Annotated in this window: 13 protein-coding genes and 1 pseudogene; 11 read left to right on the top strand and 3 right to left on the bottom strand. The window is 68.7% G+C overall.

Annotated features, from left to right (window positions below):
• Positions 1-62 precede the first annotated feature (62 nt).
• Positions 63-836, bottom strand: a complete 774-nt coding sequence (locus tag ABD848_RS13825) for a hypothetical protein (protein ID WP_344971767.1) — start codon at positions 834-836, stop codon at positions 63-65.
• A 308-nt stretch (positions 837-1,144) separates the two neighbouring features.
• On the opposite strand from ABD848_RS13825, the gene ABD848_RS13820 reads away from it, so the two are divergent.
• The 4 genes from ABD848_RS13820 (at position 1,145) to ABD848_RS13805 (ending at position 12,241) form a co-directional block, all read left to right on the top strand.
• Positions 1,145-2,413 carry a styrene monooxygenase/indole monooxygenase family protein gene (locus tag ABD848_RS13820; RefSeq protein ID WP_344971765.1) on the top strand — a complete coding sequence of 423 codons (1,269 nt, stop codon included), beginning with the start codon at positions 1,145-1,147 and terminating at the stop codon, positions 2,411-2,413.
• Positions 2,414-3,292: 879 nt separating this feature from the next.
• Positions 3,293-7,231: a type I polyketide synthase gene (locus tag ABD848_RS13815; protein WP_344971763.1), complete on the top strand. Its 3,939-nt coding sequence runs from the start codon at positions 3,293-3,295 to the stop codon at positions 7,229-7,231.
• Positions 7,232-7,241: 10 nt separating this feature from the next.
• Positions 7,242-10,973: a type I polyketide synthase gene (locus ABD848_RS13810; RefSeq protein WP_344971761.1), complete on the top strand. Its 3,732-nt coding sequence runs from the start codon at positions 7,242-7,244 to the stop codon at positions 10,971-10,973.
• Positions 10,974-11,083: 110 nt separating this feature from the next.
• Positions 11,084-12,241: a zinc-binding dehydrogenase gene (locus tag ABD848_RS13805; RefSeq protein WP_344971759.1), complete on the top strand. Its 1,158-nt coding sequence runs from the start codon at positions 11,084-11,086 to the stop codon at positions 12,239-12,241.
• 41 nt (positions 12,242-12,282) lie between these two features.
• Here the strand turns inward: ABD848_RS13805 and ABD848_RS13800 are convergent, their stop codons facing one another.
• Positions 12,283-12,549 carry an acyl carrier protein gene (locus ABD848_RS13800; RefSeq protein ID WP_344971757.1) on the bottom strand — a complete coding sequence of 89 codons (267 nt, stop codon included), beginning with the start codon at positions 12,547-12,549 and terminating at the stop codon, positions 12,283-12,285.
• A 239-nt stretch (positions 12,550-12,788) separates the two neighbouring features.
• On the opposite strand from ABD848_RS13800, the gene ABD848_RS13795 reads away from it, so the two are divergent.
• The 6 genes and pseudogenes from ABD848_RS13795 (at position 12,789) to ABD848_RS13770 (ending at position 23,436) form a co-directional block, all read left to right on the top strand.
• On the top strand, positions 12,789-14,582 hold the full coding sequence (locus ABD848_RS13795) for a fatty acyl-AMP ligase (RefSeq protein ID WP_344971755.1): 1,794 nt from the start codon (positions 12,789-12,791) through the stop codon (positions 14,580-14,582).
• A 650-nt stretch (positions 14,583-15,232) separates the two neighbouring features.
• Positions 15,233-20,977 (top strand): Eco57I restriction-modification methylase domain-containing protein, encoded by a 5,745-nt coding sequence (locus ABD848_RS13790; protein WP_344971753.1) that lies wholly within the window; start codon positions 15,233-15,235, stop codon positions 20,975-20,977.
• A gap of 87 nt (positions 20,978-21,064) precedes the next feature.
• Complete coding sequence (locus ABD848_RS13785) at positions 21,065-22,036, top strand: NAD(P)-dependent alcohol dehydrogenase (RefSeq protein ID WP_344971751.1); 972 nt, start codon at positions 21,065-21,067, stop codon at positions 22,034-22,036.
• Positions 22,037-22,108: 72 nt separating this feature from the next.
• A complete protein-coding gene (locus ABD848_RS13780; protein ID WP_344971749.1) occupies positions 22,109-22,345 on the top strand; it encodes a hypothetical protein in 237 nt (78 codons plus the stop codon).
• Positions 22,346-22,466: 121 nt separating this feature from the next.
• Positions 22,467-22,949 (top strand): annotated as a pseudogene (locus ABD848_RS25020) (cytochrome C); the annotation flags it as partial.
• Positions 22,950-23,091: 142 nt separating this feature from the next.
• Positions 23,092-23,436 (top strand): hypothetical protein, encoded by a 345-nt coding sequence (locus tag ABD848_RS13770; protein ID WP_344971745.1) that lies wholly within the window; start codon positions 23,092-23,094, stop codon positions 23,434-23,436.
• A 92-nt stretch (positions 23,437-23,528) separates the two neighbouring features.
• Here ABD848_RS13770 and ABD848_RS13765 read toward each other — a convergent pair whose 3' ends face one another.
• Positions 23,529-23,906 (bottom strand): hypothetical protein, encoded by a 378-nt coding sequence (locus ABD848_RS13765; protein ID WP_344971743.1) that lies wholly within the window; start codon positions 23,904-23,906, stop codon positions 23,529-23,531.
• Between the two features lie 369 nt (positions 23,907-24,275).
• Between ABD848_RS13765 and ABD848_RS13760 the strand changes: the two genes are divergently transcribed.
• Complete coding sequence (locus tag ABD848_RS13760) at positions 24,276-24,662, top strand: hypothetical protein (RefSeq protein WP_344971741.1); 387 nt, start codon at positions 24,276-24,278, stop codon at positions 24,660-24,662.
• Positions 24,663-25,023 lie beyond the last annotated feature (361 nt).

The following is a 25,023-nucleotide window of genomic DNA, read 5'->3' as shown; positions in this document are numbered from 1 at the left end:
GGGGATGGCGCTGCCGTGAACCGTCACCCCCGCGCCGCTGGGGCGGCCACGCCGCCCCGTGGCTAGGACCGGTCCGCAGCGCGTACTAAGTGCAGCAGGGTCCACAGCACCTCGGTGACGTCGCGGGAGTCGTGGGGGTCGCAGCCGAGGATGGGGGTCTCGTTGAGTTCCAGCTCCCGGCGAATCCGCCGACGCGCGTGGTGGATCGCTCCCTGTAGGGGAACGGCCAGGACATAAGGGAGCCGGTGCTTGCGGCAGTAGGCCAGCGCGGCGTCCGTGGCGCGCGGGTCGTCGGGTTCGACCAGGATCACCATGCCCAGCGTGCCCCGGGTGGCCTCGTCCCACTGTCCCTGATGGCGCCAGTGGCGGGGGGAGCCGGTCAGCGAAATCGGCGCGGTGCCGTTGGACAACCGGGCCCGCCCGAAATGTGAGGTGATCGTGACGGCCCGCTCGCCACGAAACGGCATCTGGACCCTCATCTCGACGGGATCGGGGCACACCGTCGAGATGAGGGTCTGCTCCCGCTTCAAGTTCGCACCGGCCACCGTCACCGACCGGTCCTCGTCGCGGGTATGGGCCAACCCGCTCGACAGAAGTGACTGAACTGTGATCTTGGTCGCCCCAACCGGTGTCTCGCTGCGGTGGGCGAGTTCGGCGATGGCCAAGCCGGTGGGTGAGCAGGCGATGTGCTCGTAGAGCGCATACGCAGAGGGAGGAAGCAAGATCTTGGCGAGTCGCACCACTTCTGGAGTGGTGACAACCCGCGTATGCAGGCACAGCGGTACCTGACAGTACCGGCGTTCGGGGCTGTCGGTATTAGGGGTGGGGGAGACCACGGTGGGTACTGACCTCTCTCATAACCCGCAGTGTGATGAACAGTGAGTGCTCCCGGGGCAGGGGTGCGACTCCGCGGCGTGTTGGGGCTGCTACTCAGCAGGTTTATATGTCCCAACCCTCGAAGGCGATTTGTCGGCTCCAATAGGGTTTCTGCGCTAATCTGGCGGCGTTTCAGGTTGGGTGGGCGCCGTTACGCTATCGCTGGCGTGCGCTACTGGTGCTCTTAGGCAGGTCGGCGCTTACATGCTGTGGTGGGCACGCCTCTCTTCTCCCCCCTTTTGCCATCTCTGCGAGAAGGTGTACACACATGCGCAAGGTCCTCGTCGTTGGGGCGGGGCAGTCAGGTCTTCATCTGGCCCACGGACTGCTGAGCCACGACTATGACGTTACGTTGATCACAGCCAAGACCTCTACTGAAATCCGCACGGGACGTCCGGCGGTTACGCAGTTCACGCTGCCCACCGTCCTCAAGTATGAGCAAGCCCACCACCTCGACTTCTGGGCCGGCGTGGCTCCTCGGATGGAGGAGTTCAACGTGTCGCTGTACTCGGGCGGTGGTCCTGGGGTCTCGCTGCGGGGCAACTTCGGTGATGGCCAGTACGCGATCTCGGTCGATCGCCGCGTCAAAATGGCCGACTGGCTGGAGTACTTCGAGGACCGCGGCGGCAAGGTCGTCATCCACGGGGTGACGCTCTCCGACCTCGACTACTTCTCCCGAATGTTCGATCTCGTCGTCATCGCCGTCGGCGCCGGTGAGCTAGGCGACCTCTTCGACCACGACCCGAATCGGTTCAGTGGCGCCCGTCCCCGCGTCCTCACCCAGGCCTACCTCTACGACGTCACCTCCGACAGCTACGGCGACGGCGACGCCGGATGGGTGGCCTCTACCTCCAACGGTGGGCACATCTTCCTCGTGCCGGTGCTCACCTCGCAGGGTCCCTGCCACTCGCTGTTCGTGGTCGACAAGCCGGGCAACCTCATGGATCTGTCCAAGCCCGACCGTCACCCCGACCCCGACGAGGTGTTGAACCAGATGAAGGGCGTCCTCAAACGCTGCGCGCCGGAGTACTACGAGCGGTGTAAGGACGCCTCGTTGGTCGACGGCAATAGCGTGCTGCTGCAAACGCTGCGCCCGCAGGTGCGTAAGCCGGTGGGAACCCTGCCCTCGGGCGGCTCCGTCCTCGGCATCGCCGACGTGGTCATCACCTCCGACCCTGCTGGGGGGCAGGGGTGGAACAATTCCACCCGATGTGCGGAAAGTTACCTCAGCAGCATCCTGGAGCACGGCGATCGGCCCTTTGACCGCGACACCCTCGCGGGCATGTTCGAGCGGTTCTGGGAGTATGGCCAGCACGCTGAGCAGTTCGTGCAAAGCATCGCCACCATGGGGGAAAGCGCCACGCCGCCTGAGCATTTCGCCGAGTTCATCGGCGCGGCCATGACCTACCCCGAGGTCGCCGACCGGTGGGTGCAGGGGTGGAACGACCCCACCGACTACCAGAACTGGCTGTTCGCGCCGGATCTCACCCGCGCCTACCTGGCCGAGGTGCAAGCACGTAATAGCAATAACGGATAGGAGCCGCGCTGGTCGCTGCGGCTGCGGTAGGCCCCACAACGCCTTCGACGAGCGGTGTTGTGGGGCCGTTGTCGTGTGTGCGCAAGATCATAGGTACCGAACTATAATCGTCCGTATTTCGTCCAAAATATGGTAGATCATTGCTCTTTCTTAATTATGCGTCTATAGTCACCTCTATAGCTGATCTGTCGTGTTTTTATAGTGAATTGCTATGGTCCGAAACACAATCCGCGGTGAGTAGGGCGCTGTATGCGAGACCGGAGGAGCCCGCGCGCTGGGGAGGATTGTCCCTCTTCCTCAAGCGTCGGCGGCTCTCCGTCGGCGATGCCGGGGATCGATGGTCACCACATCCGTCGTGAGCGCCGAAAAGTTATGTGCTCCTGTCCGAAACTAGGGAAAACCGCATTTCAGGACAGCGATCTTGGTCATATCCCCTATGGGGCCGGCGAAACGTCCTCCAGCACCACAGCGTTCCTGCTCCTAGCCGCCCCATCCGCGCCGGCGCGTCCCACCCGCGACCACCCCACCCCACTGCGTTCCTCACCACGCTCGACCCACCCGCCGCGGAGCCGCTTGCGCCGCCATTCAGCCCAGGGCATGCGACTTCTCCCCATGGGAGCTCGCGCCGTGCGGCCACAGCGTCGACGTTCGCCCAGGGCGGCGCGCCACTCCCGCGACGTCTCGTCGCGCTCTGCCTTACCGGTACGACCACAGTCGCCGGCAGGCCACATCGGCCGCGCCGGCACCTGAGTTGGTCATCCGTTTCCGGAACCTCCACGCCCCCAATATCGGCGCCTGGGTTCAGCAGAGCTGCCGGTGCCGCCGCACGAGGCTGAAGAAACTCGTGCCAGTGGAGGCTAGTGAGATAGGGGCAAGTACATGGTGGCAGTTGGGGCTATCGGCATGGGGTGTCGCTTCCCCCAGGCCAGCGGGCTCGACGAGTTTTGGCAGTTGCTCACCACCGGGACCGACGCGGTGCGCGAGATCCCCGACGAACGCTGGGAGATGGGGCGGCTGTACCACCCCGACCCCGACCATCCGGGCACCATGAGCACCCGATGGGCAGGTCTTCTCGACGACATCGACGGCTTCGACGCCGACTTCTTCCGGATCTCGGCGCGCGAGGCCCGCGACATGGACCCCCAGCAGCGCCTCACGCTGGAGGTGGTCGCCGAAGCCCTCCACGACGCCGCCCTGCCCGAGGCGAGACTGCGCGCCAGCAGGACCGGCGTCTACATCGGCAGCGCCGCCCCCGACTTCGCCGTTTTGCGCCTGGCCGCCGGCCAGGAAGCCACTCCCTACGCGCTCAGCGGCTCGGTGGCCAGCGTGCTGGCCAACCGCATCTCCTACTGCTACGACCTGCGCGGCCCCAGTCTCACCGTCGACACTGCCTGCTCCTCGTCGCTGGTGGCCCTCGACCTGGCCGCCAACGCGCTGCGACGCGGCGAGATCGACGTGGCCATCGTCGGCGGTGTCAACGTGCTGCTCAACCCCATGCTCACCGTCAGCTTCAGCAAGGGCGGCTTCATGGCCCCCGACGGGCGCTGCACCCCCTTTGACCACCGCGCCAACGGCTACGTCCGCAGCGAGGGCGCCGGAGTAGTCATCCTCAAGCGCCTCGACGACGCCCACGTCGAAGGCGACCGGGTCTATGCGCTGCTGCGCGAGAGCGGCGTCAACTCCGACGGGCTGTCCAACGGGCTGTTCGCGCCCAACCGACTCAGCCAGGAGCACCTGCTCAGCGACGTCTACAGCCGCGCCGACATCGCCCCTCACCAGGTCGACTATGTCGAAGCCCACGGCACCGGCACGACCCTGGGCGACGCCATGGAGGTGGCAGCGCTGGCCGCCACCCTGGGCAAGGGCCGCGACGCCGCCCACCCGCTTCGGGTCGGCTCGGTCAAGTCCAATCTCGGCCACCTGGAGGCCGCCGCCGGTATCGCCGGCGTCATCAAGACCATGCTGGCGCTGCACCACGGGGTGCTGCCCGCCACGATCCACTACGAGCATCCCAACCCGCACCTGCGCCTCGACCAGCGGCCCATCGCCGTGCAGCACACCACCGAGCCCTGGCCCCACCGCGATACCTCCCGGCTGGCCGGCGTCAGCTCGTTCGGCTTCGGCGGCACCAACGCCCACGTCGTCTTGGAGTCCCCACCCGCGGCGCCCGTGCCACCGCAGCGCAGGCAGCCCCAGCGTGTGGTCATACCGATCTCGGCGCGCTCCACCGACGAGGTACGCGACCTGGCCGCCGCATGGGCACCACAGGTGGCCGCCGGCGAGATCGACCGGGTCGCCGGCAGCGCCGCCCACCGCCACACGCCGCGCAGTCACCGCGCGGCGCTGCTGGCCGGCTCCGCCGAGGAGGCGGCCACGGTCCTGGAGCAGCTCAGCGCCGGACGACGCCACCCCGACCTGATCGGACCGCGCCCCGTACCCGCCCAGCGCCCGCGCGTGGCCTTCGTCTTCTCCGGACACGGCTCCCACTGGATACGCATGGGCGAGACGCTCAGCGCCACCACCCCCGACTTCAGCCAGGCTCTCGACGAGTGTCGCGCCGGCTTCGCCGCGCTCGGCCACGAACTGTGGCGCCCCGGCGACGAGCGTGAACTGGCCGGAGTCGACCTCATCCAGCCCGCCGTCTTCGCCGTTCAGGTGGCCCTGGCCCGCACCTGGCGCCGCTGGGGCGTCACCCCCGACGTGGTCGTGGGCCACAGCCTCGGCGAAGTCGCCGCGGCCCACGTCGCCGGCGCGCTGGACTTGGCTGACGCCTGCCGGATCGTCCACGCTCGCAGTCAACTCCTGGCCGAGGTCGCCGACCAGGGCGGGATGGTCGTCACCGACCTCGACCCGGCCACCGTGGAACACCACATCGCCACACGCGCCGACCGGCTCGGCGTAGCAGCGCTCAACTCCGCCCACACCACGGTCGTCTCCGGCGAGGTGAGCGCGCTCACCGACCTCCAACGCGAACTGGCCGCCATGGGCGCCTACGCCTCCCGTGTGGGCGAGGACTTCCCAGCCCACAGCCCCTATATCGATGAGCTGCTGCCCCGCCTGCGCACCATGGTCGGGGAGGTCACCGCCCAGCCCGCCCGACTGCCGATGCGCTCGACCGTGACCGGAGCCGCCGTTGACGGCCCGGAACTGGGCACCGAGTACTGGGCGCACAACCTACGCCAACCGGTGCGCTTCGCCGAGGCCATCGCCGACCTGGCCACCACCCCCACCGCCTTCGTCGAACTCGCCCCCCGGCCGGTGCTCGCCCGCGCCGTCGAGGAGACCATCACCGCCCAGCCCGGCGAACCCGCCGCAGAGGAGGACGGCAGCGTGGTGCTGGCCTCGGGCCACCACGAGTGCGACGAGCGCGACACGATGCTGACCTCGCTCGCCCACCTGCACACCCTCGGCGTCGACGTGGCATGGCCCACGCCCGAGGACCTACCGGCGCTGGTGCTGCCCCCCGCCCCCTGGCACCACCGCCACATCGACCGCGTCGACTACCGGGACACCTCCGCCGCCGCGCCGGGGCACCACCCCCTCGTAGGCGAGCCGGTCGAAGTCCTGCACCAGCCCGACACCACCGTGTTCCCGGTGCGCCCCGCCCCACCGACCGTGCCCTACCTCGACGACTACACCGTCAACGGCCACCGGGCCGCCACCGTGGGAGTGTTGTTGGCGGTGCTGGCCCGCGCGCTGCCGCCTGCGCCGGGGCGGTGGCGGCGCGTGAGCGACATCCTCCTCACCGACCCGCTGGAGCTGGCCACCACCGCCCAGCAGCCCCAGGTGCAGCTCGCCGTGACCGGCGACGCCGGAGCCTCCGCCGTCACCGTCACCTCCCGCGCAACCGACGGCATCACACGCGAGCACCTGCAAGGCCGCGCCCGCGACGTCGCCGACGTCGGGGCGGTACCGAGTGTGGCCGCCGCCCACACGCGCTGTACCACCCCCGTGACCGTCGACGAGGTCTATGCGGCTCTCGCCGATCTGGGCGTGGCGTGCGGCCCCACAGCCCGCCCCCTGCGGGCGGTCGCATCCGGTGACGGCGAGGCTGTGGCCACGGTCGAGATCACCGACGCGACGCGGCCCGCCCCCGGGGCACCTCACCCCCTCCTGTTCGACGCGGGCCTGCAACTGGTCTCGGTGCTGACCCGCGCCCTGCCCGGCCCGGTGCAGTTGGCCGTTCCGGTGGGTGTCAGCGCGGTGTGGTTCAGCGGCGCCGCCCCCGATCGCCTCACCTGCCACGCCCGCCTTACCCGCGCCGACCCCGAGGAACTCGTCGCCACCGTCACCCTGGCCGACGACACCGACCAGCCCGCCGCCGTTTTGGAGGGGGTACGGGTCCGCCTGGTCTCAGCCGCCACCGACACCACCACCGTGGCGCCCCGCCAGGAGCAGGCGGCCGGCCTGGTCACCCGACTGGCCGCCGCCGATTCCCCGGCGACGCGCACCGAACTGATGCGCACGACCGTGCGCGCGACCGTCGCCGACGTACTGGGCTGCGAGACCGATCAGGTCCCGCTGCGGCGACCGTTCATGGAGTTGGGGATGGACTCCCTCATGGCCATCCGCGCCCGCGACGCCCTGCAAGCCGCCTGCCGGCAACGCATCCCCGCCACCGCCATCTGGTCCCACCCCACCGTCGAGGAGCTCAGCGCCCACCTGTTGAGCCGCATGAACTCCGACGCCACCACCGTGCCCGCAACGGTCACCGTCGAGCCCACCCCCGCCACCGACCGCGCCTCGACACCGTCGCGTACCGCCCCAGAGGCGATGACCACCGAGGACCTGATTGCCGAGCTGGCCGGCCCTGAGTGAGGAGACCGCGATGAGTACCGACCTACCGCCCGAGGCCCGCCGCGCCCTGGAGAGTGCGGTGAGCCGGCAACGCGCCCTGCAAGAACGAATCCGCGAACTGGAGGGCGCCGCCCGCGAGCCGATCGCGGTCACCGGCGTCGGCCTGCGCCTGCCCGGCGGGGTCACCGACCTCGACTCCTACTGGGACCTCCTCCTCAACCACCACGTCGACCCGATGGGATGGCTCGACCGCGCCGCCGACGGCCGCCGCGTCCCCCAGCGTGAGCAGTGGCGCCCGGCCGGGGTCCTCGACGAGGTCGACGGCTTCGACCCGGAGTTTTTCGGCATCTCGCCCTTTGAAGCCGACTGGATCGACCCGCAGCAGCGACTCGTGCTGGAGACCGCATGGGAAGCGCTGGAGGACGCCAACATCCCCGCCGGCCAGCTCCGCGGCAGCCCCTGCGGCGTCTACATGGGCGTCTACGGCAGTGACTACTACCTGCTGCAAAGCCAGCACCCCGACGGCTTCTCCGCCTACTCCGCCAGCGGGGTTGCCCACTGCATGATCGCCAACCGGCTCTCCTACCTCCTCGACCTCACCGGCCCCAGCCTCGCCGTCGACACCGGCTGCTCGGCGTCGCTGTTCGCCGTCGACCTCGCCGTGCAGGCGCTGCGCGCCCGCACCTGCGACATCGCGCTGGTGGGCGGTGTCAACACTATCCTCACCCCCCACTCCAGCGAAATTTGCGAGCAGTGTCTGCCGCTGGCCTCCGACGGCCGGTGCCGCAGCTACGACGCCGACGCCGACGGCTACGCCCGCGGCGAGGGCGCCGCGGTCATGGTGCTCCAGCGCCACAGCAGCGCCCGCGAGCAGGGGCGGCGCGTCCACGCCCTCATCCGCGGCAGCGCCACCAACCACGGCGGCAGAGCCAGCGCACTGACCGCCCCCAACCCCGCCGCCCACACCGCGGTGATGCGCGCCGCCCTGGCCAACGCCGATGTCGCCGCCGCCGACATCGGCTACATCGAGGGCCACGGCACCGGCACCACCGTGGGCGACCCCATCGAGGTCACCGGCATCACCGACGCCTACGGCACCGACGGCCTGCCGTGCGCCATCGGCTCCCTCAAAGCGCGCGTGGGCCATCTCGAAGCCGCGGCCGGCATCGCCGGGCTGCTCAAGAGCGTGCTCGTCCTCAAACACCGCCGCATCCCCGCCCAAGCCCACTTCCAGCGGCTCAACCCCGAGATCGACATCGACGGCACCCGCTTCTACATCCCCGACCAGCTCAACGACCTCGCCGGCGACCTGGCCGCGGTGAGCTCGTTCGGGTTCGGCGGCGCCAACGCCCACGTCGTGCTCGAAGCCGCCCCCGCCCCAGCCGAGCCGCCTGCCCCCGCCCCGCCCCCCGTTCTCCCCATGGTGCTGCCGCTGTCGGCGCGCTCCCCCCAAGCGCTGGCCGACCTCAGCGACGCCTACGCCAAACGCCTCGCCGAGCTCGACGACACCGGCGCCGCCCACCTCGCCGCCGCCCTGATGCACCATCGCGACCACCACCCGCTGCGCCGCATGGTCACCGGCGACACCGCCGACGAGCTGCGCGCCGCCCTGACCGAACCCTGGACGCCGGCACCCCACCCCTCGCCCGACCCGGTCGGCGCCGTACTCGTGTTCAGCGGCCAGGGCTCCCAATGGGCCGGTATGGGAGCCGACCTGGAAGATCTGCCCGGTTGTGCCGCCGAGATCGCCGCCTGCGAGAGCATCGTCGCCGAGCGCTACGGTTGGTCCCTGCGCGAGGAGCTGCGCCGCACCACCGGCGCCGAGCCACTGGCCGACCTGCAACGCGCCCAGTTCTGCCTGGCCACCGTGCAGTTGGCGTTGGCGCGCCAGCTCACCGACTGGGGCGCTCGCCCCGCAGCGGTCGTCGGCCACAGTATGGGCGAGGTCACCGCCGCCACCTTTGCCGGCGCTCTCGACCGCGCCGAGATGTTCGAGATCCTCGCCCACCGCGGACGCATCATCCACGCCAACACTCACGGCGCAGGTATGGCCAGCGTCACCCTCGACCAGGACCGCATGCGCGAGATCCTGCGCGAGCACCCCCGCGTCGACATCGCCACCGTCAACGCCCCCACCTCCCTAGTGGTGGCCGGACCCGCCGCCGCCGTCACCGAGCTCCTCGCCGACCTGGAGCGGCGCGGCGTGCGCTGTAAGCGCATCGGCGTCGAGCACGCCTCGCACTGTCGCCTCATCACCGACAGTGTCGAACGTGAACTCGTCGACGCCCTCGCCGGCATCCAGGGGCGCCCCGCCACGGTGCCGTTCCACTCCACCGTCACCGGCCGGCGCTACACTGAGCCGCTGGACGCCTACTACTGGGGCCGCAACATGCGCGAGCCCGTCTCCTTCGCCCAGGCGATCACCGCCCTTCCCGACCGCGGCAATCTCGTGCTGGTCGAATGCTCCCCACACGCCATCCTCGCCGGTGACCTGCAACGCCTCGCCGAAGTCGCCGACCCCCCGTTCCGCCACCCCCCGCTGGCCACGATGCGCCGCGGCGAGTCCGCGCGCCACCACCTCGCCACCACCCTGGCCGGACTCTACGAAGCCGGGGTGGACGTGGACTTCACCGCCGTCCAGCCGCCGCCCAGTCACCACGTCGAGCTGGAACACTATCCGTGGCAGCACCGCCGCCACTGGTTCACCGACCACGAGACGGCCCCGTCCCACGGCTCCCACCCGTCGCCGGCCCGGCGGCCCGCCACGGCCGGCGAGGTCCTCGAGGTCTTGCGCCGGCGCTTGGCCCGCGCCGGCGGCGTCGACCCCACGCAGATCGACCCCGACCTGCCCGTCGACCAGGTCGCCCTCGAATCACTGGCCGTCGTCGAACTCTACAACCAGGTGCAGCGCACCTTCGGCTTCGCCATCTCCCTCACGCTGCAACACCTGTTCTCCACCGACAGTCTCGCCACCCTCGCTGGCCGTGCCGTCGCCGGCGACGGCACGGCCAGCGAGGCAGAGCAGCAAGACTCCGGCCCGCAGCCGGCTCCGGTCACGCTGCTGCGCCTCAACAAACCGTCCCAGCCGGCGCGCCACGTCGCGCTGTTCCCGCACGCCGGAGCACTGCGCAACACTTACCGCCCCTGGGCCGGCCTCGTCGACGGCGACGTCCAACTGTGGGAAGCCACGCTGCGCGACGCCGCCATCGACCCCGCCGACCCGCAGGCGTGGCCGCGCCTGCTAACCGGCTTCGCCGACCACTTGGCGCACCTGGAGGGGCCGCTGACCCTGTTCGGCCACAGCCTGGGCGCCACCGTGGCCTACGCGACCGCGCGCGAACTGCGCCGCCGGGGTCGCGACGTCGCCCACCTCGTGGTCTGCGGTGGCCGGGCCCACCCCGCTCCCGAGGAGCTCCCGTTGCCCGACGATCCCCACGAACTCCTCGACGCCGTCGGGCGACGCTACGGCGCGGTCCCCGCCGAGATCCGCGCCGACGACGAACTCGCCCGCATCTTCGGGAGCAACCTCCACGCCGACCTCACCTTGCACAACACCTATCGCAGCTTCGGGGGCGAGCCCATCGACGTGGCGTTGACCGCTCTGGCCGGCCACGACGATCCCGGAATCACCCGAGGTGACCTCGACCAGTGGGCCGAGCTGACCTCGGGGCCGTTCCAGGCCCGCACCGTCCCCGGCGACCACTTCCCCAGCGACGAGGGTGTCCACACGATCCTGTCCCTGCTCGACACACCACCCGCCTGACCGCCCCCTGCCCTCGGAGAGTCCCCACTCTCCAATCAGCGCTCGGCCGCTGCCCTCGAGCGTTTTCCGTACCCCTTATGACTCCTGTCTGTATTTGGGAGGCCACAGCGATGATCACCACTGACGCCTGGGTCCTGCACCGCAGACCCGACGACCCCGCCGTGCCCAAGCGGGGCGAACTCAGCCGGGAAACCTTCTCCTTCGCCGACGTAGCCGACCACGAAGCCCTCGTAGAGCCGCTCGTAGGCTCATGGGAGGCCAACCTCGACCACGCGCTCTCGCGCGATCCCATCGACATCTGCCGCCAGCGCGGTGAAAGCTCCGTGGTCTTGGGCAACCTCGCCGTCGTGCGGGTGCTGCGCACCGGCGCCGATGTCACCTCGGTCAGCGAAGGCGACACGTGCCTCGTGCTGCCCTTCGGCGAATGCGACCGCTACGGCTACGTCGAGCGCGTCTACGCCTATGACATGCCCCACACCGTCGGCCTGCTGGCCAAACGCACCAAGCTCCACGCCGGCATCCTGCTGCCGCTGCCCGAAGACACCCCCTTCTCGCTGGCCCAGTGGGCCACCTACGGCCGCTACTTCACCGCCTGGGACAACTGGAACGTCGCCCACGCCTGCTGGAGCGCCCAGATGCGCGACGAGGACCCCGCTAAGCACCTCGTCTTCGGCTGGGGCGGCGGCGTGGCCATGGCCGAACTCGAACTGGCCCGCCGCGCGGGCTTTCGCGTGGCCATGACCGCCAGCACCGACGCGCGGCTGTCCTTTTTGGCCGAACACGGCATCACCGGGGTGGACCGGCGACTCTTCCCCGACCTGTCCTACAGCGCCGAGGTCGCCGACGACCCCGAGGCGCTGGCGCGCTACCGTGCCAGCGAGAAGGAGTTCCTCCGCATCATCGGCGAACTCAGCGACGGCGCCGGCGCCGCCATCTTCCTCGACAACATCGGCTCACCGCTGTACAAGGCCACCCTCAAGGCCATGGCACGCCAGGGCGTGCTCGCCACCGTCGGCTGGAAACACGGCATGACCACCAGCACCCTGCGCGCCAGCGAGTGCATCAAACGCCACCTGCACGTCAACACCCACGTGTGGCGCATCCACGACTCCGCCCGCATCCGCGACTTCCAAAACGCCACCGCATGGATGCCCCCGCGCGAGACCGTCACCACCTACGCCTTCGACGACGTGCCGCAGTTGGCCGCCGACTACGCCGCCGGCAGGATCACCACCTACTTCCCCACCTATCAAGTTAACTTACTGTGATCATATGGCTGCGGTGAGCGGTGTCTCCTTGTGCGCTCGGGTCATTCCGAGCGGCCCGCCGCCTCATCGCGGATCGCGGCTACGACCTGAGACAGCGTCGGGTGTTCGAACAGCAATGTCGGGCTGAGAGCGAGACCGTAGCGATCCTCGGTCATCGCCACCAGATCCACGGCCTGCACAGAGGACAGCCCCAACTCCCGGAAGGGCATGTCGCGGTCAACGGCGGCCGGTGACACACCGACCAGTCGGGCCACCTCGGCAGTCAACCATTTGTCCAGGTCACGCAAGGATGCACCGGGTTCAGCCATCGTTCGCGCGCGTTCCTCCCGCTTGGCGACAGGGCTACCACCGTGATCCTGCCATAGCCGCCCCTGCGCCTCCGCGCGCAGGGGCCCGCCGGTCAACGACGACACGGGCGCGCCGCGCCCCCGCGCACCGCCGCGCGGGAGCCGTCCTTACGGCAGGCGCGCCGCGCCTCTCCACCCCCGATGTTCGCGTCACCTTCCCATCGTCACCTGCATCGCACACTTGGAGAAAAGTGGTCGACATGGCAGAACTCCTGCTTGCCGAGCCTGAGTCGGCAGCGTCCCACCCCTACAGCCTTATCGACGCGATCCGCCACTGGGCCAGGAAACGCCCCCACGACTTCGCCTGCACCTTTGTCGACTACGGGCGCCACCGCGACGGCCTCGCCCACACCTGGACCTACGCCGAACTCGACGCCCACGCCCGTGCCATCGCCCAGAGGGTCCGCGAAACCGCCGACCCCGGCGACCGCGTCCTGCTGGCCCTGCCGCAGGGGCTGTCCTATATCGCCGCCTTCGTCGGTTGCCTGTACGCCGGGGTGATCAGCGTCCCGCTGTACGCCCCTCACCTACTGGTCTCCAGTGGCCGGCTGGTCAGCGTCGCCCACGACTGCGCCCCCGCCGTCACGCTGACCGACACGGCCTCGGTCGCCAACCTGGGCGAGCTGGTCGAGGAGCGCAGAGCGGACCTGGGCCGCATCATCGCCTGCGACACCATCGAGCCCGGCCCCGACTTCACCCCCGACCGGCCCGACGCCAACACCGTCGCCTACCTTCAGTACACCTCCGGCTCCACCCGTCGGCCCGCCGGCGTCATGGTCACCCACGGCAACCTGTGGAGCCAGGCCGAGCAGGTCAGCGCCTTCTCCGGGTTGGCCCCTGGGGAAGCGCTGGCCGCCTGGACCCCCTTCTTCCACGACATGGGGCTGCTGCTGGCCGTGGTCCACGCGCTGCGCTGCGGCGCCCACGGCGTCTATCTGGCTCCCCACGCGTTCGTGCAGCGACCACGAAGATGGGTGCAGTTGCTCAGCGACTACCGGGCCGTGGCCACAGCCACCCCCAACTTCGGCCTAGACCGCGCGGTCCAGGCGTTTTCCGTTCAGCAGCACACCGAGTTCGACCTGTCGGCGCTGCGGCTGGTCCTCGTGGGGGCCGAACCCATCCGCCCCGAGTCGGTCACGGCCTTCACCGAGACCTACCGCGAGCACGGCCTTGACCCGCGCGCCTTCTCCGGCGGGTGGGGACTGGCCGAAGCCGGCTGTCTCGTCACCGGGGTGCCGCTGTCCGAGCACACCCCCATCCGCTGGTTCGACCGCACCGAACTGGGAGCCGGTCGCGTACGCGAGACCGAACCCCACGCCTCCGGCGCGACGGCCCAAGTGGGCTGCGGGGTCCCTTGGCAGCAGGACGTGATCGTGGTCGACCCCGACACCTGTGCTCCGCTGCCCGAAGGCCAGGTGGGGGAGTTGTGGGTCCACGGCCCCAACGTGTGCGCCGGCTACTACCGCCGTCCCGCCGAGAGCGCCGAGGTCTTCGATGCGCGTCCGGTGCCCCCGCCCGAACTCGTCCACGACGATCCGACCTACCCGGCTCGCGGCTGGCTGCGCACCGGCGATCTCGGGTTCGTCCACCGCGGCAGCGTCTATGTGACCTCGCGGCTCAAGGATGTGGTGATCGTCAACGGCGCCAACCATTCCCCGTTCGACCTGGAGGCCACCGTCGCCGAGGCGCTTCCCCAGTTGCGGCCTTGGCACGTGGCCGCTTTCCAGGTCGACGAGCCCGGCACGGGCGGGCTGGTGATCGTGGGTGAGATCGAGGCCGGCCGCATCAAGGCCCTCGACGCCGAAGCCGCGATCACCCGTGTACGCCAGGCGATCGGGCGCGACCACAGCATCGACGTCTTCGACGTCGTCTTGACCCGCCCCGGCAAGATCCCCAAGACCAGCAGCGGCAAGATCCAACGCCGCGCTTGCCGCGACCGCTACCTCACCGGCTTCGACACCGTTGTGGCCGCTTTCAGAGACACTGCCGGCTGAGCGTCTCCGTGGAACCGGCGCCGCTCGGCCTCTCCCCCGCGTGTCCGGGCGAGGGGCCGAACGGCCGCTGTCGCTCCTCCAGCCCGAGGCCGCCATGGCCACGACGAGGAGGTCGGGGTTGGCGATTCTAGGCCGTGAGGATCGCCGAGCGGCAACACTCGTAGTGATCATGGAGGCCCGCCCCTTGGCCCGACCCCGCAGCGGCTACCCGCGCCCGCCCCAGCGAACCGGAACCTACCCCGCATCCGCCCGGCCACCATCCGCCGTCGCTGCTTCACGTCACACGCCTTGACCTCGGTGCACAGCACCGATACCCGAGTCCGCCCGGTTTGTCGTGGACCTTAGGCTGCCGAGATCGCGGAGCGATCGAGGTGCGAGCGGCGGGGAACTTTTCCAAGGTCGCCGGTCATGCGCCCGGCCGGCTGCCTCTTCCCGCGCGTTCTCGCAGGCGAGTCCACATGCGGCGCCCTCACTCCGGCGAGCGCGAGGCGCACGCAAACCGTGCGGCCGGCGGTCCTCCCGGGGCTGCGGAACTAGGCAGCGCCGGGAGGATTCGGCCCCCTCAAGCCCCCTCAGTTTTCCCGCGCCCCTCGGCCTTCCCCGGCCCCTCGGTCTCTCCGCTCTCTGCGGCCAGGGCGAGGGCGCCGTTGGTGAGGCCCTCGCGGGCCAGGGCGGCGGCCCGAACCCCCGCCGAAGCCGACCGGATCGGCGCCGCCGTCACCCGCGACGCCCCCGAAGCCGACGCCATGGAAGGAATGGACACCGTCCCCGGTGCCGAAGCCGAAGAGACCGAAACGCCCGAGCGGGCCGCCGCCGGCCCGGCGGCGCGACTGCTCGACCTGGCCCGGCGCGCCCGCGACCTCGAAGGCCCCGATCGCGACCCCAAACTCAACGCCCTCATCGGCCACCTCAAGAAACTGCTGGCCGAGGGCTACAACCCCATCGTCTTCTGCCGCTACATCGACACCGCCGAATACGTCGCCGCTCACCTGTCGGGCACCGACGAGCACGACACCCGGGACAGCGCCGACACCGAGGACGCCAAGAGCACCAAGAGCGCCAAGACCGCGACCAAAGCCAAGAAGTCCCCGCTCGACAAGGGCGGAAAGAACGGCTGGACCACCGTCGTGCGCGCGGTCACCGGCACCCTGTCGCCCCAGCAGCGCGTCGAACGCATCGAGGATCTGGCCGACCAGGCCGCCCGGGAGACCACCGAGGGCCGCGGCGCGCGCCGGGTACTGGTGGCCACCGACTGCCTGTCCGAAGGCGTCAACCTGCAGCACTACTTCGACGCCGTCGTCCACTACGACCTCGCCTGGAACCCCACCCGCCACGACCAGCGCGAAGGCCGCGTGGACCGCTACGGGCAGAAACGCGACCAGGTGCGGGTGCTCACCCTTTACGGCCACGACAACGGCATCGACGGCAAGGTCTTGGAGATGTTGATCAAGAAACACCGCCAGATCCGCGCCGACCTGGGCATCAGCGTCTCGGTGCCCGACGAGAGTTCCGCCGGCGTCACCAACGCCCTCATCGAGTGGGTGCTCATGCGCGGCAGCCGCGGCGAGCAGGACGCCCTGTTCGGCAGCGAGGAGCTGGGCGCCAAGGCCGCCCAGGTGGAAGCCGAGTGGAAGTCGGCCGCCGAACGCGAGAAGACCTCCCGGTCGCGCTACGCCCAGCGCGCCATCCACCCCGAGGAGGTGGCCCGCGAGGTCGCCGCGGTCCGCGACGCCCTGGGCGGCCCCGACGAGGTCCGCGCGTTCGTCGAACACGCCCTGGCCGCGCTGGGCGCGGTGCTGCGCCCCGACGACGACGGGTTCACCGCCGACGTCTCGGCCACCCCCGCGGGGCTGCGCGACGCGCTCGCCCCCGCCGTGGGCGTCGACGCCGTCGAGACCGGAAGGCCCGTGGCGTTTCGCGACACGGCGGCCGTGGCCCGCGGCGAGGCCGCCCTGGTGCGCACCGACCCGGTCGTGGGCGCGCTCGCCTCCCACGTGCTCGACAGCGCCCTCGACACCGGCGGCGACGGCCCCCGGCCGGCGTGCCGCTGCGGCGTGATCCGCACCGACGCGGTGTCCCGGCGCACCACACTGCTGCTGGTGCGCTACCGCTTCCACCTCACGCTGCCTTCGCGCAACGGCACCACCCAGTTGGTCGCCGAGGACGCCCGGCTGCTCGCCTTCACCGGCTCGCCCGACAGCGCCGAATGGCTCGACCGCGAGCAGGCCCTCGCGCTGCCGGCCGCCCGCGCCACCGAGAACACCGACCCCGCCTTCGGCGAGAAGACCATGGGCCGGCTGCTCGACGCCCTCGACCACACCACCGCCCACCTCGACGCCTACGGCGCGGAGCTGGCCGCCGAGTTGGCCGAGTCGCACCGCCGGGTGCGCACCGCCGCCGGCGAGATCATCCGCGGCCTCAAGGTCACCCCCCAGCAGCCCGCCGACATCCTCGGCGCCTACGTCTACCTGCCCGCCGCCCCCGACGCCGACGTGCCCGCCGATTCGACGGGGGTGGCTCTGTCGCAGTGGGTGCGGCCCTTGTTCGAGGAGTTGGGGTTCGGTCGCCTGCCAAAGGTGGGCGAGGCCGGGATCGTCGCCGACAACGACGCCGCGAAGGTCTTCAAGATCAGCCACCGCTGGCAGCACGTGCCCGTCCACGTCGCGGACTGGGCCACCGGCCTCGACAGCCGCCCGGGCGGGCGTGCCGGCGCCGTCCCGCCGCAGTCGCTGGTGCAGGAGTGCCTCAACCGCACCTCGGCGCACCTGTGGGCGATGGTGACCAACGGGCGCCGGTTGCGGTTGCTGCGTGACTCCAACGCGTTGGCGACGGCCTCCTATGTCGAGTTCGACTTGGAGGCGATCTTCGACGGTGAGCTGTTCAGCGATTTCGTGTTGTTGTATCGGCTGCTGCACGTGTCCCGGTTCGAGGTCGCCGAGGAGCAGCCGCCCTCGGCGTGCTGGTTGGAGAAGTGGCGCGGCGAGGCCGTCAACTCCGGCACTCGGGCACTGGACCAGTTGCGCGAGGGGGTGCAGCGGGCCATCACCGTTTTGGGCACCGGCTTCCTGCGCCACCCCGCCAACGCCGGGCTGCGCGAGAACCTGGACGTGCGCGAGTTCCACGCGGCTCTGCTGCGGTTGGTCTATCGGATGCTGTTCCTGTTCGTGGCCGAGGACCGCGACGCCCTGCACTCCAGGCTGGACGAGGACGCGCCCCAAGAGCAGCGGCACGCCCACGAACGGGCGAAAGAACGCTATGCGACCTACTTCTCCTCAGCGCGGCTGCGCCGTCATGCCCGCCGCCGTCAGGGCAGTGCGCATGGGGACCTGTATCGGGCGTTGCGCATCGTGTTGGGGGCGCTCGGTGACGAGAACGGTCGCCCCGAGTTGGCGCTGCCCGCCCTGGGCGGTCTGTTCGACGAGGCAGAGGTTGATGCGCCGCTGCGGGGGTTGGAGTTGTCCAACGAGGCGCTGTTGGGGGCGGTGCGCCATCTGGCTCAGGTGCGCGACCCGGCGTCGCGGCGCTGGCGCTGGGTCAACTACCGCGACCTCGACGCCGAGGAGTTGGGCTCGGTGTATGAGTCGCTGTTGGAGCTGGTGCCCAAACACAGCGCGGCCGAGCGCACCTTCGAACTGGTGGAGCTTGCGGGCAACACCCGTAAGACCACCGGTTCCTACTACACGCCGGGTTCGCTGATCGAGACCCTGCTGGACTCCTCGCTGGACCCGGTCATCGACGACGCGGTCAAACGCGGCGAGGTCAAAGCCACCGAGGACGGTGAGCCCGACCCGGCGGGCCACATCGCTGTCGAGCTGTTGGAGTTGCAGGTCTGCGACCCGGCCTGCGGCTCCGGCCATTTCCTGGTGGCGGCGGCCCGCCGTATCGCCAAACGCCTGGCCGCCGTGCGCGAGGGCAACCCCGAGCCCACCCTCGACTCCGTCCGCCACGCCTTGCACGAGGTCATCACCCACTGCATCTACGGTGTGGATCTCAACCCCATGGCCGTGGAACTGGCCAAGGTCTCGCTGTGGCTGGAGGCGTTGGAGCCGGGCAAGCCGCTGGGTTTCCTGGACGCCCACGTCAAACACGGCAACGCCCTGATCGGCGCGACACCGGCTCTGCTGAAGGACGGGGTTCCCGACGCGGCGTTCAAGCCGGTGGAAGGCGACGACAAGAAGTACGCCAAGACTCTGGAGCGGGCCAACGCCAAGGAGCGTGGCGGGCAGGAGAGCCTCTTCGACATCGAAGAGGACACGGTCAAGGTCGCCAACACCGTTCTCGCTCATCGGCTGAGCCAGATCACCACGGTCAGGGCCGACTCCCTGCGTGACGTCCGCGACCAGGAGGCCGCCTACCGCGATTGGGAACAGTCCGCCGAGTACGTCCATGCCCTGCATGTCGCGGATGCCTGGTGCGCGGCGTTCATGTGGGTCAAGGCCAAAGACGCGCCGCCGGCAGTGACACACGACGTGCTGCGCGCACTGGAGGAGCCGCAGGGGAGGGGCGCTTCGGCCGAGACCAACGCCGAGATCGTCCGCCTGCGCCGGCAATACAACTTCTTCCACTGGCACCTGGAGTTCCCCGAGGTGTTCACCGTCCCGGACGACGGCACGGGCGTGGACGCAGAGACTGGCTGGGTAGGCGGTTTCGACTGTGTGCTGGGCAATCCACCGTGGGACAAAGTGGACTTCGAGGACAAGAAGTACTTCGCGAGCGTCGCCCCCTCCATCGCGGCGATCTCCGGTACCGCTCGCCGTACCCGCATCGCCGAATGGATCGAAGAGAACCCCCACGAGGGAACCCGTTACCTCGCGGCTCGCCGTGCGGTGAAATCCACCTTCCACTTCGCAGCGAGTTCCGGGAACTTCTCATGGTGCGCGGAAGGGCTCAAAATCAAGGGAGTCAACTCGCTCCAGACGGACCATCTTTTTGCTGAGCGTTTTTCTGCTCTCGCTGCGCCGAAAGGGCGTTATGCCGCTATCATCCCCACTACGATCGCCACGGGAGCCGGGGCGCAGCAACTGTTCGCGAGTCTCACTCAGCGTGGTGCGATCGGCGCGCTATACGGCTTCGAGAACCGCAAGCCGCTGTTCCCGAGTGTGCATTCCAGTTACCCGTTTTGTGTGATTTCCCTGGTTGGGAAAGGGCTCCAGGGATCGAGAGCTCAGCTCGCCTTCTTCCTGGGTGATACCGGCGAACTCGATGATGTCGATAAGGTGTTCACGCTCACGCCGGAAGAAATCTCCCTCATTAACCCCAATACGAGAAATCTGCCGGTTTTTCGTTGTCGACGAGACGCCCGGATTACCGCGGAAGTCTACAAGCGGCTCCCCGTGCTCTGGGGTGAGTTTAGGGAAAACGGGAATCTATGGAAAATTGATTTTAAACGGCTTTTTGATATGACCGATGACTCTGCTCTCTTTCGTACTCGTAAGTCGTTGGAAGACGAGGGCTGGAGTCTGGAAGGAAACGTCTTCGTTCGGGGTGAGGAGCGGATGCTGCCCTTGTACGAGGGCAAGATGACCCACCACTTCGACCATCGGTGGAATTCCTTCACGGGCATGGCTACAGAGGACTGCCGTAACCTCACGCCGGACGAGAAGCGGAATCCTGAAACTACGGTGCTGCCCCGCTACTGGGTTCCGGAGGTCGACGTCCCGACAGGGGAAACGGGGCGTGACGGCATGCCTGTTATGGCCGAGGGAGTCGACACCGGTTTGAGTTCAGTGGGCTGGGAGCGAGGATGGCTCTACGGATGGCGGGACGTCTGCCGCGCGACCGATGAACGAACGGCCGTTCCCGCGTTTACCCCGCGAACTGGGGTTGGGCACACATTCCCCCTCATGTTCACAGTGAAAGAGCCACCCTTAGTCGCAGCACTGAGCACCGCACAGAGTTCCTTTATCTATGACTACATCAGTCGTCAGAAAATCAGCGGTGTACACATGGCGCTCATGACGTGGAAACAACTCCCTGTTCCAGCGCCCGATAGTCTGTCACCTCACGCTGCGTTCCTCGTTCCCCGCGTATGTGAACTCGTCTACACCACCTACGACATGACTCCCTTTGCGCGAGATATGGAAGACGGTGGCAGTCCCTTCTGCTGGGATTACGAGCGCCGCGCCGTCATCCGTGCCGAGTTGGACGCCTTCTTCTTCCGTCTCTACGGGATCGATCGTGACGATGTGGACTACATCATGGACACCTTCCCCATCGTCAAGCGCAAGGACGAGGAGAAGTACGGCACCTACCGCACCAAGGACCTCATCCTCGACAACTACGACCGGATGGCCCAAGCCGGTATCTCCCTCGACACCCCGGTCGTCGACGGCGAGAACTTCACCTCCGACCTCACCCCACCCCCCGGCCACGGTCCACGGCACGAGCCCGCCTGACGTAGAACCTGCCTCAGAAGGGTGTCGGGTGCTGTTCGAGACAAGCAGGGTGTGGCGCAAGCCGCGCCCCCGCTAAGCTTTGCGTCCATGAAGGCAGCGATGCACAGTCGGTACGGGGCGCCGGAGGTAGTCCGGGTCGCCGAGGTGGACAAGCCCTCGATCGGGGATCATGACGTTCTTGTGCGGGTGCATGCGACGACGGTCAATCGGACGGACTGTGCCTACCGGGCGGCCCGGCCCTTCATCGTGCGCGCGTTCACCGGTCTGACCCGGCCGCGGCGTAGCGTGCTCGGGACCGAGTACGCGGGAGTGGTGGAAGCCGTCGGCAGCGGGGTCACGTCCTTTACCGTCGGCGACCGGGTGTTCGGCTACAACGAGGGCGCGTTCGGAGCCCAGGCCGAGTACCTGTCGGTTCCGCAGGGCGCCTCCATCGCGACCATGCCGAAGGACGTGACCTTCGAGGAGGCCGCTCCCGGCACCGAAGGCTCGCACTACGCGCTGGCGTTCCTCACCGTGGCGGGCGTGCGGGCCGGGCAAGACGTCCTCGTCTACGGCGCGACCGGAGCCATCGGCTCGGCGACGGTGCAGCTTTTGAAGCATCGCGGGCTCACCGTGACCGCGGTGTGCGACACGGCGAACCTGGAACTCGTGAAGAGCCTGGGCGCGGACCGGGTCGTCGACTACACGGCCCAGGACTTCACCAAGGACGAGCAGCGCTACGACGCGGTGTTCGACGCGGTCGGCAAGAGCACGTTCGGCCGCTGCAAGCGGCTGCTGAAGCCCGGCGGCGCGTATCTGTCCTCAGACCTGGGCCCCTGGGGGCAGAACCTGATTCTGCCGCTCGTCACGCCCCTGTTCCGCGGCAGGAAGGTGAAGTTTCCCGTGCCCAAGCACGACCAGGAGATGGTGCGGCACTTTCGGGACCTGATGGAGTCCGGAGCGTTCAAGCCGGTCATCGACCGGCGGTATCCGCTGGATCAGATCCTCGACGCCTACCGCTACGTCGAGACCGGGCAGAAGGTCGGCAACGTCGTCATCACCGTCGTACCGCCGAACTGACCCCAACTCAGCGCCCCCGCGTGGCCGGCCAACCACGCCTATGATTCACCTGCGTGGCTCCAATTCATCCGGATGTTCGTCCCCGTGTACCTGCGGGACGGCACCCACCCCTACCACCATTCCCAGGACGAGCTACCTGGAGAAGAGACTGGCCAACCCCTTGACCGCGACGCCAAGCAGCTCGTGCCGTTCCGTAACGCCGCCGTCTCGGATTCCGGGCCCCTCAGCGAGGCGATGAACCCCATTCGAGGCTCATGCAGCAAGAAGAACCTCGCCCGTGTGTATTCCGCGATCAACCCTGGAGAGTGAACCGACCGTGAGCCGTATCGAGGTGGAACGCGACAACCTGGTCGCGGCCACGAGGGCCGCGGGCGAGAACGGCCTGCACGAGACGGCCTGGCAACTCGCGGCTGTGCTCCGCAGCGTCTTCATGCACCAGAACGTGTTCGAGGACTGGCTCGCCACGGGAGAGGTCGGGCTGGCGGCGGCTCGTGCCGCGGGGAACCGCTACGGCGAGTCGGAGATGTTGGAAAGCCTCGGCAAGGCGTACTTCCAGGCGCGCCGGTTGACCGAGGTGCAGGAGCACCACCTGGTCGCGCTGGAGATCCGCCGCGAGATCGGCAACCGGTTCGGGGAGGCCGTGTCGACCAACGCCCTTGGTCTGTTGGGGTTGTGGTGGCGCCGTCTCGACGATTCCGTTTCCCACTTCCGGCAGAGCCTCGCGATCTTCCGCGACCTCGACAAGCCGCGCTGGGAAGCGCTGATGCTGAGCAATATCGGCGAGGCGTTGTGCGAGCCCGGCCACCCCCGCGAAGCGGGGAGCCCGCTCGAGCAGGCTCTCGCTATCCAGCGCGAACTCGGCGACCGGGTGCAAGAAGGGAATTCGCTGCTGTTTTTGAGCATGGCCCAGCGTGAGCTCGGTCGGGCCTCGGAGGCGCTGCGCTCGGTCGAGGCCGCGCTCGACATCGCCGACAGCGAGCAGAACTCGGTCTGGCTCGCCTACTGGTCCGTGGAGCGGGCGCGGGTGCTTCGGCTGGGGACGCCCCGCCGAAGCCTTGGAGCCGCTGCAACGAGCCGCGGCGATACAACGCAGGATCGGCGACCACAGCCGCGAGGCGATGGCCCTCGACTGCACCGGCGAGACCTACCGGGAACTGGGCCAATCACAAGAAGGCGTCAAGTTCCACCTCCAGGCCGCCAGGCAACACCGGGAGTTGAGCGACCGGTGGCAGTTCGCGGTCGCACTCGACAACCTGGCCACTGCCCTCACCGAAGCCGAACGGCCGGCGGAGGCCCGCCGGCACTGGGAAGAGGCGAGTACCCTGCTGGACGACTTCCCCGACACGCGAGCCACCACCCTGCGGGAGCGGGTCAACGATCCTCGCGAGAATCGCCATTAGGCTGTTTTCGGCCTCGAATATCGCCGCCAGGCGACTCCGGCGGCGATCAAGAGGTTCGTAGGGGAGGGGGCGCCGCTACCGGCCAGCGCGGCTCACCCTTCGCCGAGGAGGTTCTCCATCTCGGTGCGGGGGATGTTCACGCAGGTCTCGTGGTTGGGGATGTCCATCTGGGACAGCGTCTCCGCGTCGGTGACCCGGACTCCTTGGAGGATGTAGTTCCCGTTGTCTCGCACGTGGACGATGGGAGGAACGGGGCGGGTCACGGCACCTTCCAAACCGTCGTTGTTGAGGTAGGAGAGGAGCCGGTCGGGTACTTCGACGACCGTTTCGTCGTCGGCCAGTTCCAGGTGGGAGAGAACCGCCAGGTCGGTGACGATCCAGCCTTGCACGACGTAGGAGTCCTGGTCGGTGGCGTAGAGGGTCGGCGACTCGTTGGCTGTGGACTCCTTGCCGAGGAACGTCAGCCGCATCAACGTGTTCTCCCAAACAACTAGCAGTCGGTGGCTGCTCTCCGTGGTGAGGCTCCAGTATGCGGCAGGTTCCGTCAACCTCGTTGTGTCCACGACTACCCGCGGCCGGGCGCGCGAGGAGCCAGGGTACACAGGGCGTGGCCGTGTTTGCGGAGGTCCGTATTGGTTCGTTGCTGCTTTTCGCCGGTGGGATCTCCACACACCCCCATGGCCCGAGAAGGAGAACGGTTCTGTCGTTGCTCCGTGCGAATCGGACAGGCTGTTGGGGGAGGGGTATGACGATGACCTTCTCCGGGAGCCGGAGCCTTCTACCCGATCGACACGGCAAGCCAGGCTTGGCTTGCCGCTTCGCGGGAAATGTATCGACCTATGCCGACCGAACGTAGCGCTCCGATTCTGTTTCACAACACGATGCGTGTGGCGGAAGGCCACTGGGAAAGCTTCCGCCGGGCTGCCGAGCACGCGGTGGCCTTCACCGAGGAACAGGCTCCCCAGCTCATGGTGGAGATCTTCGCTGACGAGGATCGTATGCTCGCCCACAGCTTCCAGCTCTACGAAGACTCCGACGCCATCCGCGCCCACTGGCGGATGTCGGGTTCTTACATCAGCGACATCATGGAGCACTGCTCGGTGGAACGGCTCGACGTCTACGGGGAACCCGACCAAGTCATAGTGGACACCCTGCGTAGCTCCAGCGGCGATGTCCCGATCACGATTCACCCGCGCCTGGCGGGCTTCACCCGCTTCGCGGGCTAGGTTGTTGTTTTTGAAAAGGGCGACGAGAGCGGTCGGTGGGCGCACGCGGGTAGCGCCCCGCAGGCTGCCGAGATCGCGCAGCGATCGAGGCACGAGCGAACGGAGAACACTCCCCACGGCCCACACTCCAGCCATGCAAAAAACAACAACCTAGCCCCTAGAGGAGAAACCGACTCCCCTGACCTTCGCGGGCGCTTCTCCGCCGAGAGCGAGGAACCGTCACGGCTGTACGCCGAGACCCCTTCGGGCACGGATATACACCGGTATCTTATGCCTGGGTGGACGCCCGCGGTTACGCCCTGGCTTGTGGGGTGGACGGCGCCCGCGGAGCGGCGATGTCATGGGGGCAGGGCATAGACCA

The sequence above is a fragment of the Salinactinospora qingdaonensis genome, assembly GCF_039539445.1.
Classification (GTDB): domain Bacteria; phylum Actinomycetota; class Actinomycetes; order Streptosporangiales; family Streptosporangiaceae; genus Salinactinospora; species Salinactinospora qingdaonensis.
Note: the sequence above shows the minus strand (reverse complement) of the source record. Positions and strands in the feature narration are given on the sequence as shown.

What these genes read in the sequence shown, in the direction of transcription:
- ABD848_RS13810 (WP_344971761.1), top strand. Translation starts at nt 7,242, where the DNA reads ATGAGTACCGACCTACCGCCCGAGGCCCGCCGCGCCCTGGAGAGTGCG.
- ABD848_RS13780 (WP_344971749.1), top strand. Translation starts at nt 22,109, where the DNA reads ATGTTCGTCCCCGTGTACCTGCGGGACGGCACCCACCCCTACCACCAT.
- ABD848_RS13760 (WP_344971741.1), top strand. Translation starts at nt 24,276, where the DNA reads ATGCCGACCGAACGTAGCGCTCCGATTCTGTTTCACAACACGATGCGT.
- ABD848_RS13785 (WP_344971751.1), top strand. Translation starts at nt 21,065, where the DNA reads ATGAAGGCAGCGATGCACAGTCGGTACGGGGCGCCGGAGGTAGTCCGG.
- ABD848_RS13815 (WP_344971763.1), top strand. Translation starts at nt 3,293, where the DNA reads ATGGTGGCAGTTGGGGCTATCGGCATGGGGTGTCGCTTCCCCCAGGCC.
- ABD848_RS13765 (WP_344971743.1), bottom strand. Translation starts at nt 23,906, where the DNA reads ATGCGGCTGACGTTCCTCGGCAAGGAGTCCACAGCCAACGAGTCGCCG.
- ABD848_RS13795 (WP_344971755.1), top strand. Translation starts at nt 12,789, where the DNA reads ATGGCAGAACTCCTGCTTGCCGAGCCTGAGTCGGCAGCGTCCCACCCC.
- ABD848_RS13800 (WP_344971757.1), bottom strand. Translation starts at nt 12,549, where the DNA reads ATGGCTGAACCCGGTGCATCCTTGCGTGACCTGGACAAATGGTTGACT.
- ABD848_RS13805 (WP_344971759.1), top strand. Translation starts at nt 11,084, where the DNA reads ATGATCACCACTGACGCCTGGGTCCTGCACCGCAGACCCGACGACCCC.
- ABD848_RS13820 (WP_344971765.1), top strand. Translation starts at nt 1,145, where the DNA reads ATGCGCAAGGTCCTCGTCGTTGGGGCGGGGCAGTCAGGTCTTCATCTG.